Genomic DNA, 10,766 nt, shown 5'->3' on the forward strand with positions numbered 1-10,766 from the left:
TGGACTCGTAGAAGTGCAGGGCGGAGACGGCGGCGCCGCTGCGCGCGGCGAGTTGGCCGACGGTGAGTTCGTGGAGCGACCGGGGAATCTGGGGCCCCCGTCGGCACCCCGGACGATCGGCGTGCGGAAAGCGCCTACCGCGGCCTGGTCCGAGGGGAGGTCTGAGTCGTGCGCTTCTCGACACTTCTGCGCTCGGGGCCTGCTGCCTGGGCCGCACTCATCCTGATTCCGGTGCTGGTGTGGTTCAGCGCCCAGAACACCGTGTCCACCATCTCCTACTGGCCTTCCATCAGCTCTCAGACCACGCTGGTCCTGGGTTTCATCAGCGCCGCGTGCGGAGCGGGAGCCGCCTGGGAGGCGGCCCGAATCAAGCAGGGCGGCATCCCTGCTCTGGCTCCAGCCCGCGGAAAGCACAGCGTGGCGTTTCTGCACCTCGGCCCCATCGCCGTACTGGGTCTGGTCGCGATGATCGCTCCGTTCGCGGTCATGCTGACTTCGGTGGCCTCCCCGTCCGGCCTCCCCAATCCGGCGATCCTCGCCGTCTCCTACAGCGTGATCCTGGCCCACATCGCCCTGGGCTGGTCCATCGGCGCCCGCATGCCCAAACTCCTCGGCGCCGCCGCCATGCTGATTTTCGGATACCTGTGGGGATTCTGGCCGGCCGCGATCGGAACCCTGCCCTGGCTGCGCCACCTCAACGGGCAAGGCGTTACCGAGTGCTGCGGCCTCGACCAGGAACCCTCCATCCGCAGCCTGGCCGCCACCCTCACCTTCTCCCTCGGCTTCGTGACGACCGTGGTTCTCAGCTCAGTGCTACGACACCGCCTGTGGCGCCCGCTCCTGTCGCTGACCGGCTTCGCCATGGCCACCGCTGTGGCACTCTCGCTGGCTGTCCCGCTCGACCGCCAGGGCACCCAGGCCCGCGACACCACGCTGCGCACCTGCACTGGACAGAGGCCGCAGATCTGCCTGTGGCCGGAGCAGAACACCCGACGGTCAGACATCAGCCTCTGGGCCGACGAGACTGCCGCTCACCTGGCAGTTGTCGGCGTTACCCCGGCATCGCGGGTCGACTTCGGGAACCCGCAGCCCGACCAAGCGAACGTCGCCTCGAACGTCGCCACCAGCCCCCTGCCCAACGAGGTGCCCGACTGCGCCCTCCACCAAGGCGCCGTCTACCCCGGGGGCGAAGCCACGATCGCCATATACGCCTGGCTCTCCCTCACCGGCGGTGTGCCCGAGAGCGATCTCGCGCAGCGCTGGCCCCAGGAAGCGATCACCCTCGCCGACCACGTGCGCACCCTGCCCGCAGCCGCCCAACACGCCTGGTACGAACGCAACATGCGCGCCGTCCACGACTGCACCGTCCTGCCCGACCTGGATCCTGCTTCCTACACCAAGGCAGCCGCATCGTGAACTGGTGGCACCGAGCACACACGACACCGCTCACCGCAGCGATCCTCACCGCCACCATGCTCCTCGCACCACTCGTCGGTGGGTCCCGCCTGCCGATCCCCTCGCTCCTCAGCGGCATGAGCTCAGGAATCCCCGTATCTCTCGTGCTCCCCGCCATCCCCGCAGCACTCACCCTCTACACGCTGAACCGTGTACCTCACGTCTACTACACCACCGCTGTCCGACCCGTTAACCGCTACCAGGCAGCCGTCTTGACAGCCGCTGCCTTGCTGGCCACCGCGCTCGGCCTCGGCGTGGCCTACGCGACGGACTCCTCCACCCCCCTCGCCGCAGCGAGGAACTTCGCCGGGTACCTGGGCATCGGGCTCATCGCCCAGTACCTCGCCGGTCACATCTACGCCCCCATCACCATCGCTCTCGTTCCCGTCCTCTGCGCACTCATCGGCCTCGGCCCCGGAGGACGCCCCTTCTCCTGGACCTGGCCCCTGCACGGAGCGGCATCCCCCATCGCCGCCACCACCTCCTTGCTTCTTCTCACCGTAGGCATCGTTACGACACGCCTTGCACCGCGCCGGAGCACGCGGCGCGCCGCCCCCTGACAACCCGACGCAACGGCACAACCAGGTGAGCATGGCCACACGATGGTGGCGGGGCGGTGTGCAGAGCTCGAGCCGGGCGCCCACATGGTGGCCCTCGCACCGCGCGAAACCTGTTCACCGGATCGGGTATTCACCCGGCTGGCCGGGAGTTCGTACGGCAAGGTCGGGGGCAACTTGCCGGTGCGTTGGTAGTCGGCGGCTGACCGTTCGCCACGCCGCGCTTTCGACGCGGGCCGCCAGGGTGGCTCCGGGACGCGGCCGGCGCCGGGGAGGGAACACCAAATGTGGAAGTGCGAGGAGTTCGGCCAGGAGCACGAAGGCCGGCCCGGCGTGCTCCTGGCCGATGGTACCGAGCCCGGTCCGGTGTACTTCGATGCCTGCAGCGGTTCGACCGTGCACCGGAGTACCGACTGGTGGGTGTACGACGGAACGCTCGGCGCACCGGTCGCGGCTGAGCTCCGGGCGGTGTGTTCGTGCGGCTGGCGCGGCACCGCCCGCTACCCGCTCGACTGGGCCGTCGCCGACGGCCGCCACCCGTGGGCCTACGACACCACCGGTCCGGAAAGCGACTGGGACACCCACCCCGCCCCGTAGCAGGCGGCCGCAGTCGGTCCACTGGGAGTTGCTGCGGCGTGGTGGTTTGACCACCACCCGGCCCGAGGCGTTTCATCGTTCCTGGGCCCGCGAGTGCCCGGCCGCGCGAGGGAGCAGCCCCGTTGATCCTTCGCCCAGGACCGGTCAGAAGCTCGCTCTCATCCGTTTCTTCATCGTGTTCAGCCGTCGCTCTGACCGTCGGCCGTACGGGGCCGGTTCGGCGTGGAAAGATCACGATGAGTTCACCGAAGGCCGTGGACCGTACCGCCGACCGGCGCCGCAGCACTGGTGAGTTGCACCAGGCCCTCGCCTCCCTCCTCCCGGACGACGACAGCGTGCTCCTCATCCCGGCCGCCCGCCACGAGGAGCAGGCGCGGCTGGAGGCGGAAATCTTCCTCGAGCTCCGCGCGGTAGGCGGCCTGTCCGCGCACCCGCTCGGTATCGTCCGCCTGCGCCCGGACCATGACCGGCTCACCATCCGGGTGACCGACACGCCTTACGTGGTCATGTGCTGGGCTGACCTTCTCCTCCCTCGCACCACCGGCGAGCCCTCCGGCGATCCCCGCGACCTCATCTCGGGGGTCCCCGGCCTCCGGTACCACCGCGACCACGGCGGCATCCATCTCCACCGGCCGGGCAAGCCCGCCCGGATCACCCTCACCGGGTTCCCCGCCCGCTGGTGGGACCGCATCACCGACCGGATGCACCGCGACTACGACCAGCACCTTCTCCAGCCGCACGCCGACTGGACCCCCGACGAACGGGCCGCCTACGACGCTGACTCCGACTGGCCCTACCCACCCGGCCCGGTCTTCTCACCTCTGCTGCGCCGGATCCGGGCCACGGCCGGCACCGGGACGGTGAACTCCACCAGCGCCTGGAGCTCGAACGGCGGCTACCGGATGGAGGCCACCGACGGGCCGCCCTGCCCTGAGCTGATCCGGCGCCTCGGTGACGGCCCCACGGGGGCCGGCTGGCAGGTCACCCACAAGCGTTGCACCTGCCAGTGCGACCACGAGCACGACAGCTGCACCGTGGACTTCCTCGACCCGGCCACGGGAATCGCCGTCCACTACGGCAACGGCCACTGGGGCCGCACCGCCGACAAGAGCTACGAGCTGCGCATGGCAGAACTGAACGCCACCGCCTTCGAGTGAGCATGGCGCGGGAGGGCACCACCCCGACACCACGGCTGCGCGCCGTTTCCTCCTACGCGACCACACGTTGGCCGATCATGGAAACCCTCGTGGAGCTGGCGGCGTACGCGGCCCGTCTGACGGCCCGGCTGGACCGGATCACGGCCGATCCGGCGGCGCCGACCGATCTCCTCGCGGGCACGGTGACCCTGCGGCAGGCCGTGTGCTGCAGGTGGAAGCCGTCGAACTGGCGGTCGCCCCCGACGGAGACGGCAGCGCCGTCACGGACCACGTCGTCTCTCCGGCCGTAGGGGCAACGGGCAGCGTGACCGAAAGCGGCACGTGTCTCCTTACAGCGTGTTGCTACTTGGAGTAGGCGGAGGGGGTCAGGCGGTTGCCTGTGACGATGCCAGCCAGTACGCGGCGGTCCGTGTCGGCGTTCTGGGGCCGATGGGTGGTCAGCCAGGAGAGTTCGTTGATCCGGCGGGTCCCTCCGGTGCCGCTCTTCGGTGTGAGGTCGAGGACGCTTAGCTGCCCGAAGGGTGCGTTGGTGTTCGTGTACTCAGCTTCCTGCGTGAGGTACTTGGCCTCGATGTGGGCGCGCGTGTTGTCGTCACTGTCCTGCTTCATCTCGGTGAGGTAGCGCAGTGAGCCGAAGTGGACCAGGACGTCGGCGCGGCCCATTCCCATGTCAGTCGGCTCGACGAAGACGATGTTGTGCAGCGGCCCGGCTTGCAGCCAGCCGTGGAAGTCGCGTTGCAGGTCCGCTTCGACGGCCTTCCTGTGGTCCTTAGGTGGTTTGCGGCGGTAATCGGACGGCGGATCGTCTTTCTTGCCGGCTCCGAAGAGGCTGGTGCGCGTCAGGTCGGAGCGAACTCTTGAGGAACAACAGCGTTTGCTCGACCAGGGCGCTGAAGGTTTGGCGGACATCGCCTGTGAACTCTTGGTGGCCGGAGAGTTCCCTGACAAAGCGGTCCAGAAGCGGCACGATCAGCGGGTCGGAGGCCTTCAGCCGGGCGACATCGCCGTTGTAGGCAAGGCCTTCAACGGCGGCGAGTGCATCATCGTCGAGGCCATCGGCGATGATGAGCGCGCGGTGGCCGCCGAGCTTGCGGACCAGAGTGGGGGCGATGCGGTGCAGTCGCTCGCAGGCGGCTGCTCGTCCGGGTTCGTCGTCGTCCTCGCTCACGGGCTCCCTGGCGGGGTCGGTGGTGGCCTCCCGGCCGTCGATCCGTGCGATGACGACGGCAGCCGTCTCCGCGTCGAACAATGGGCCAGGGTAGTCCTGCGGGTGTGCCGCGGCGTGCCGGAGGGTGTTGAGGAAGGACTGCTCGCGTAGGAAGCCGTCTTCGATGGCTGGCTCGATCAGGGCCGCCAGCCCGGTGACATCGCCGCTGGTCCCGACCGGGTGAATAAAGGTCCGGGTGGCTCGGTAGGCGGCGAGCACCGCGTCTAGGGCCTGCCACTGGTCCATCCGCACGGGCGCCGTCAGGGCGCCCGCACGGGACCCGGCACCCCGGCCGCACCCGCCGCTCCAGCCACCGGAGCCGGTGCTGCGCCGTCGGTCGGGGTCTCGGCGGCGAGCCGGGACGCGCGCCAGGTGTGGGGCCCGCTGACCGAGGGCCTGGCCGTCCCGCACGACCTCGACCTCACCGACCGGGCGAAGGCCCTCGCCCAGCTCGACGTGACCCCGCAGACCAACACCCGTCTGGTCACCCTCCTCCAGGACACCCTCGGCCCCGGCCAGGAGAGCGGCCTGCTCGTCAGCGCCCGCATCTGGCCCCTGCTGGCCCTGCGCATGGAAACCCTCGCCCAGGGCCCCGAAGGCGAGCCGGGCCTGCGCGCCCGCCTCGCCGGACTCAAGGCCCTGACCGACGGCCCGCGCACCGGATCGTCATCCCCGCTCATCGAGCGCCTCGTCGACGCGACCCTCCACACCCTGACCGCCCCGCCCGGCACACCCGTCCCCGACCGCCCCCGCGTCTCCCCGGCCGCCGCCCGCGCCCGCTCCACCACCACACCCGCTGCGGCCACCGCTGCCCGACCCGCCCCCACCGAACCAGCCGTCCCCGCCCACCGCCGCCCCACCGCCCCCTCCCGAGGAGCCGGCCGGAGCCGGTAACCCGCCCACTCGGTGGTGAAGTCCACGAGGACCTCCGACCGACGAGGAGGCATGCCTGCGCGCCGCGCTCCACCGCCTCCACAACCAGCACGCACAGCCGTAACACCAGAACACCGGCTGCCGGTGCCCGTACCCGCCCCGCCCGGCGAAGTCCCTGCCTCGCCGGGCGGGGCGGGTGGCGTCACCCGTGACGCCACCCTCAGACCGCCGTCCCGGAGCGAGCCGGCGGACCACCAGCGCGCGGAACGCGCCGTGGCCAGCCGGATCCCCGACGCCGAGCCGAACCCGGTGGTCGACCCGCGTTCGTGACCCCGCCCGTACTCCCGTGCGATGCACGCTCACGGACGACCCCTCAGAAGAGCCTCAGCCATCGTCCGGTGCACCGCCGACCCCGGCAACCAACCCTTGCGGCGGGGCGCCCCAGAGCCGCACTCCGGCCTCATGACCGGCGCCCAGCACACAGGCCCGCCCCCATCGCCTGTGCTTCCCCCACAGGTCCCCGTGAGCAGCCCCACGTCTCCCGTACGAACCGCGTACGCGTACCGGTCCTGGAACACCTTCAACTCCTCCGCGAGCTCCGCCCCGGCACGGCGCTCAACCTCCTCGACCAACGCCGCGGCCCGCCGCACATCCGGGGCCCCCAGCACCATGGTGAGCACCAGTTCGGCCCGCACCCACGCCCGCCGGGCGGACCCGCGCCTCCTCAACGCCGTCGCCGCTCACGACGCCGCCTCCGGCTCCACCTGCGCCCACTCCAGACCCCCCCCGCCAGCTGCTGAAGCTGCCCAGGACCGCGCCACGACCACCGTCCCTTCCCGCTCCGCGTACTGGGTGAGCGCAGTGATACCCCGCTCGAACGCCCCGGCCCGCGCCCCGCCCGACGTCCGCCTCGGCGTCGCGGAGCGCGCCGGGCAGAGGTAGTCGGGCCGTTCGGCCCCTGCCGCAGGTACTGCCACGCCGACTGCTGCTATGGGTGCTGACCTGGACGGAACCCCTCAACCCCTACGCCTGGGGTCGGTGCGGGTCGTTTGGTTGCCGGTCGGTACCAACTGCTGGAAGGCCGCCCGTCCGGATGGCGTCCTGCTGCCCCCTGCCCAGCCTGTCTCCGGCCCGCTTCGCGGCGGAGACGCTCAATTTCGGTTGACCGCACATCAGCGGGGCCGAACAGGGGGTTCCTGTTCGGCCCCGCCCCTTGTTCCGACGGCTTACCGGTTGAGGCGGATGCGCGGTCCCCACGCGGCCCCGAGGCCGTCCAGGAAGGCGGTGGCTACCGTCCTCGCTGGTCCCTGCCAGATGGTCGGATTCTCGAGTGGGATTCTCAGCATGGGACGATCGGGATGTGGACCAACGGAAAGAAGAATGCTAAACAGATGAGGGGATTCGATCCGAATAAGGGATATCAGCTCCCTGGAAACAATGGGAAGTCAATTCGAGGGCGCGCACTGGGGGGCGTTGATGCATAGGTGGGTAATGGAGGAATTCGACCGGGAGTCGGGCCGATTCTTGAGGCGCCACATTCTGGATGGGTTGTCTGGTGGCGATGCATCGTCACTGCTCGGGTTGCCCGATCTTGGGAGTGCTGATCTCTACGATATTTCTGGGGATGCTCTTATTGAGCTCTCGCGTCGATTTGGGCTGGAAGTATCACCGGTAGAGTCCGAGTATCTGCTCGGGCGGGAGTCTTTCGAATCTCTCTGAGCTGTTTCCAACCTTGCGGTGCTGACAAAGAGTTGGACGGTCCTGCGCGACGACGAAGCTCCTGGTAGACGGGTTCTCGACCAAGATCACCCGTGTCCACCAGGAGCTTCGCGTGCTTGTCTACCCGTCAGATCGGCGTACAGCGGCTGTCGCGAGGAGCGGCCCTGGACCCGGCGGGACCGGGCCGGTACGCCCCGCAGGAGGCCTCCCAGGGAAGTAGTCGGCGGCCCGCGACCTCCCTTGTCCGGGGCGCTGACCTGGGGTTTCGATGTGGCGCCGCCGACGTGCTGCGGGACCCGAAACGGGACCTGAACCGGGACTTGGTGCGGGACCCGAAACGGGACCCGAAACGGAACCGCGAGACTGTGACGCCCAGGGACCGGTGGGTGGCGGGTCGGGGGAGCCGTTCGCGCCGCTCTTCTCGTGAGGCCCAGCGCAGTGCCGTCCGCTTTATCCGTTCTTCCCGATCCGGACGAGGGCCGTGATGGCGCCCGGCGCAACGGCAATCGCCGCCACGAGCGTCAGGATGTTCTGAGGTGACGGGCCGGTGTAAGTGGCCGATACTTCTATGTTTGAGCTCAAAAGATAGGAAAACGGAACGATAAGAACAGATGCTCCTAAAACTCCCATTCCCCATCCCTTGGCTGCGGAGGGAGTGCGCCGCGGCACTCTGGCGATCAGCCACCACACAACAGCAAAAACCACGGCAACTAAAAACATCAAGCTCATAACAGACCTCCATGCTGGTTCCGGAACAGGGTCAGATGACAGTGCCATGCCACGCGAGCTCCGTCACCCCTTAGTCGATTCGCCAGGTCTCTGCGGGGCCGGCCGGGGACCCGTGGGGCCGCTCGCGCGTTCGGCCACCGCCACCCGGGGTGGCGGGCAGGGCGTCGGCGTAGTCGGGGGGCGTCCGTTTCGTGATCAGGTGAGCTGAAGGAGGGCGAGCAGACGGTTTCCTGCTCACGGACGTTGGGCCTCGGGGCTGTTGCGTCTGCCAGCACCGTCAGGTGGAGCGAGCCGACTGTGCTGGGGGATGATCTCCTGCGTGGCTGAAGAGGCAGGTACAGGTGCCGGTGCGGACGACGCTTGTGCATGGGATGAGCGGCTGGGCTGGGCGTTCGGACTGATAGCGGATGATCCGGCTGCGAGGACCGCAGCGCTTGCCCATCTGGCTGAGGCACGGAGGCAGGTCGCGGACGCGCTCGGTCGGTCCAACGAGATGTGGCGGCTGACGTTGCCCCTGGGAGCGGAGGATCAGTACCGGGAGCGGGCCTTTCTTCAGGCGCGTCGGAGGTATCACCGAGCGCAGAGACGTTCGCTGCCTGACGGGCTGTGGGATCGCCCTGCGAGCGGGGATCTGGCGACTTGGCCGGGGTTGCCCTATGCGTTGCTCTTCCTGGAGTGGGAAGCGAGATACCCGCGGGAGTGGACGCAGCATGCGAAGGCGTGGGGTACGAAGCAGAGTCTTATCCGGGGTATGTCCCTGGCCCACCAGGAGGAGGCGATCAGGGCGAAGCTCACCGATCTGGTCGAGATCATCGTCCTCCGCGCATATCGCTGCAAGGACCGCGAGTACGTGCGGGTTGCCCGGGCTGTCGACAGCGCTGACCTGCGCGGCAGGCTCGATCGGGCAGCCGATTCGGGCAGTCCGTGGGCTCAGTGCCAGGCAGGGTATGTGCTCTGGCTCCTTGACCGCCCTGACATGCCGAACACGCCTCATGTCTGGGGGGCCTGGGCGGCAGGCAAGGCTGCGGCGTTGATGTGACCTGGGGACGATGCCGGGAAGGTTCCGTGATCATGGAGTGCTCTACGCCCTTGTGACCTGCCTGGAAGACCGTGCCTGCCGACGCATCATCCGAGATCCCGAGCTCGCCCTTGACCAGCTCCGTGAGCAACTCGATGTCGGACCCGGGGAGGTGCCCGGCCTGCTGGAGCGGCTGGCCCAGGTGCCGGACCCGCGCGATCCGCGCGGAGTGCGGCACACGCTGACCGTCGTCCTCGCGCTGACAGCGTGCGCGGTGCTCGCCGGGGCGACCTTGCTGCTGGCGGTCGGCGAGTGGATCGCGGACACGCCACCGCAGGTGCTGGAGCGACTCGGAGTGCGGCCTGATCCGGTGCTGCCACGGCGGCTGGTCCCGGCCGAGGCGACGGTCCGCCGGCTGCTGACCCGCATCGACGGAGACGCCCTGGACCGGGCGGTGGGCGGATGGCTCGCCGACCGTCAGCCCGCGAGCGCTGGGCTGCGCGGACTGTCCGTGGACGGCAAGTCCCTGCGCGGCGCGGCCAAGGCTCGGGGGCGGAAGATCCACCTGCTTGCCGCGGTGGAGCACACCACCGGGCTGGTCCTGGCCCAGCTCGACGTCGGCGAGAAGACTGGGGAGACCAGGCGCTTCCAGCCGCTGCTGGACAGCGTCGCCGACCTGGCCGGAACCGTGGTCACCAGCGACGCGCTCCACACGCAACGCGAGCACGCCGCCTGCCTCCTGGGCCGCCGCGCCCACTACATCGCCATCGTCAAGGGCAACTAAAAGAACCTGCATAAGCAGCTGAAGTCCCTCCCCTGGAAGGACATCCCGCTCCAAGGCCGCACCCACGGCGCCAGCCACGGCCGCGCCGAGATCCGTCGCATCAAGGTCGCCACCGCGGGCAACCTGCTCTTCCCCGGCGCCCGTCAGGCCATGCAGATCAAGCGTCGGCGCACCGACCGCAAGACCGGCAAGACCACCATCGCCACCGTCTACGCGGTCACCAGCCTGACCTCCGAGCAGGCCACTCCCACCCAGCTCGCGAAGCTCATCCGCGACCACTGGAAGATCGAGGCCCTGCACCACGTCCGCGACACCACCTTCGCAGAGGACGCTTCCCAGCTGCGGACCGGCAACGCACCCCGCGCTATGGCTACCTGGCGCAACCTTGCCGTCGGCGCCCTGCGAATGAACGGCGTGAAGAACATCGCCTCCGGCCTCCGCCGCAACGCGCGCGACGCCCGCCGCCTCCTCGCACTCCTCGGCCTCGCGTGATCACAAAACGGACGCGAGCCGACTGCGCCGAAGCCCTGGGTTACGCCCCACCAGCGCACTTCAGCAAGATCGTGTTACGAGCTCTTAGAGCTCGTAACACGATCATGGTCGGGTCTTCTTGAGGCGTCGGTAGCAGATGAGGCTGCAGGCGAGGGAGACGAAGGCGTCGTGGAGTTCG

General features: G+C 69.2%; 12 protein-coding genes and 2 pseudogenes. 10 read left to right on the forward strand and 4 right to left on the reverse strand.

Features of this window, described 5'->3' with window-relative positions:
- A pseudogene (locus ACWD3D_RS26310) lies at positions 1-184 on the reverse strand (hypothetical protein); the annotation flags it as partial.
- Here ACWD3D_RS26310 and ACWD3D_RS26315 point away from each other — a divergent pair.
- The 5 genes from ACWD3D_RS26315 (at position 169) to ACWD3D_RS26335 (ending at position 4,056) form a co-directional block, all read left to right on the forward strand.
- Positions 169-1,416, forward strand: coding sequence for a DUF7224 domain-containing protein (locus tag ACWD3D_RS26315; RefSeq protein WP_451463268.1), 1,248 nt, complete (start codon positions 169-171; stop codon positions 1,414-1,416). The pseudogene ACWD3D_RS26310 and the gene ACWD3D_RS26315 overlap by 16 nt on opposite strands.
- Positions 1,413-2,015: a hypothetical protein gene (locus ACWD3D_RS26320; RefSeq protein ID WP_451463269.1), complete on the forward strand. Its 603-nt coding sequence runs from the start codon at positions 1,413-1,415 to the stop codon at positions 2,013-2,015. Before ACWD3D_RS26315 ends, ACWD3D_RS26320 begins: the two co-directional genes overlap by 4 nt.
- Before the next feature lie 282 nt (positions 2,016-2,297).
- Entirely contained in the window at positions 2,298-2,609 is a 312-nt protein-coding gene (locus tag ACWD3D_RS26325) for a hypothetical protein (protein ID WP_451463270.1), read from the forward strand.
- Positions 2,610-2,845: 236 nt separating this feature from the next.
- Entirely contained in the window at positions 2,846-3,766 is a 921-nt protein-coding gene (locus ACWD3D_RS26330; protein WP_451463271.1) for a hypothetical protein, read from the forward strand.
- A gap of 77 nt (positions 3,767-3,843) precedes the next feature.
- On the forward strand, positions 3,844-4,056 hold the full coding sequence (locus ACWD3D_RS26335) for a hypothetical protein (RefSeq protein ID WP_451463272.1): 213 nt from the start codon (positions 3,844-3,846) through the stop codon (positions 4,054-4,056).
- Between the two features lie 52 nt (positions 4,057-4,108).
- Here the strand turns inward: ACWD3D_RS26335 and ACWD3D_RS26340 are convergent, their stop codons facing one another.
- Positions 4,109-4,435, reverse strand: a complete 327-nt coding sequence (locus ACWD3D_RS26340) for a hypothetical protein (protein ID WP_451463273.1) — start codon at positions 4,433-4,435, stop codon at positions 4,109-4,111.
- A 100-nt stretch (positions 4,436-4,535) separates the two neighbouring features.
- On the reverse strand, positions 4,536-5,219 hold the full coding sequence (locus ACWD3D_RS26345; RefSeq protein ID WP_451463274.1) for a hypothetical protein: 684 nt from the start codon (positions 5,217-5,219) through the stop codon (positions 4,536-4,538).
- A 126-nt stretch (positions 5,220-5,345) separates the two neighbouring features.
- On the opposite strand from ACWD3D_RS26345, the gene ACWD3D_RS26350 reads away from it, so the two are divergent.
- From ACWD3D_RS26350 to ACWD3D_RS26360, 3 genes are all read left to right on the forward strand, one after another.
- The gene (locus ACWD3D_RS26350; RefSeq protein WP_451463275.1) at positions 5,346-5,867 is read left to right on the forward strand and encodes a hypothetical protein; all 522 of its coding nucleotides are present in this window, start codon (positions 5,346-5,348) and stop codon (positions 5,865-5,867) included.
- Between the two features lie 501 nt (positions 5,868-6,368).
- Complete coding sequence (locus ACWD3D_RS26355) at positions 6,369-6,788, forward strand: hypothetical protein (RefSeq protein WP_451463276.1); 420 nt, start codon at positions 6,369-6,371, stop codon at positions 6,786-6,788.
- Between the two features lie 107 nt (positions 6,789-6,895).
- The gene (locus ACWD3D_RS26360) at positions 6,896-7,330 is read left to right on the forward strand and encodes a colicin E3/pyocin S6 family cytotoxin (protein WP_451463277.1); all 435 of its coding nucleotides are present in this window, start codon (positions 6,896-6,898) and stop codon (positions 7,328-7,330) included.
- Positions 7,331-8,015: 685 nt separating this feature from the next.
- On the opposite strand, the gene ACWD3D_RS26365 is transcribed toward ACWD3D_RS26360, so the two are convergent.
- Positions 8,016-8,294, reverse strand: coding sequence for a hypothetical protein (locus tag ACWD3D_RS26365; RefSeq protein ID WP_451463278.1), 279 nt, complete (start codon positions 8,292-8,294; stop codon positions 8,016-8,018).
- A gap of 751 nt (positions 8,295-9,045) precedes the next feature.
- Between ACWD3D_RS26365 and ACWD3D_RS26370 the strand changes: the two genes are divergently transcribed.
- Both ACWD3D_RS26370 and ACWD3D_RS26375 read left to right on the forward strand, forming a co-directional pair.
- Positions 9,046-9,333 (forward strand): hypothetical protein, encoded by a 288-nt coding sequence (locus tag ACWD3D_RS26370; protein ID WP_451463279.1) that lies wholly within the window; start codon positions 9,046-9,048, stop codon positions 9,331-9,333.
- 208 nt (positions 9,334-9,541) lie between these two features.
- Positions 9,542-10,429: pseudogene (locus tag ACWD3D_RS26375) on the forward strand (ISAs1 family transposase); the annotation flags it as partial.
- Between the last annotated feature and the right edge of the window lie 337 nt (positions 10,430-10,766).

The sequence above is a fragment of the Streptomyces sp. NPDC002690 genome, from assembly GCF_053592415.1.

Excerpts from the sequence above, each read along its gene's own strand:
- ACWD3D_RS26340 (WP_451463273.1), bottom strand. The coding sequence starts at position 4,435 with ATGGGAATGGGCCGCGCCGACGTCCTGGTCCACTTCGGCTCACTGCGC.
- ACWD3D_RS26365 (WP_451463278.1), bottom strand. The coding sequence starts at position 8,294 with ATGAGCTTGATGTTTTTAGTTGCCGTGGTTTTTGCTGTTGTGTGGTGG.
- ACWD3D_RS26325 (WP_451463270.1), top strand. The coding sequence starts at position 2,298 with ATGTGGAAGTGCGAGGAGTTCGGCCAGGAGCACGAAGGCCGGCCCGGC.
- ACWD3D_RS26370 (WP_451463279.1), top strand. The coding sequence starts at position 9,046 with ATGTCCCTGGCCCACCAGGAGGAGGCGATCAGGGCGAAGCTCACCGAT.
- ACWD3D_RS26335 (WP_451463272.1), top strand. The coding sequence starts at position 3,844 with ATGGAAACCCTCGTGGAGCTGGCGGCGTACGCGGCCCGTCTGACGGCC.
- ACWD3D_RS26345 (WP_451463274.1), bottom strand. The coding sequence starts at position 5,219 with ATGGACCAGTGGCAGGCCCTAGACGCGGTGCTCGCCGCCTACCGAGCC.
- ACWD3D_RS26330 (WP_451463271.1), top strand. The coding sequence starts at position 2,846 with ATGAGTTCACCGAAGGCCGTGGACCGTACCGCCGACCGGCGCCGCAGC.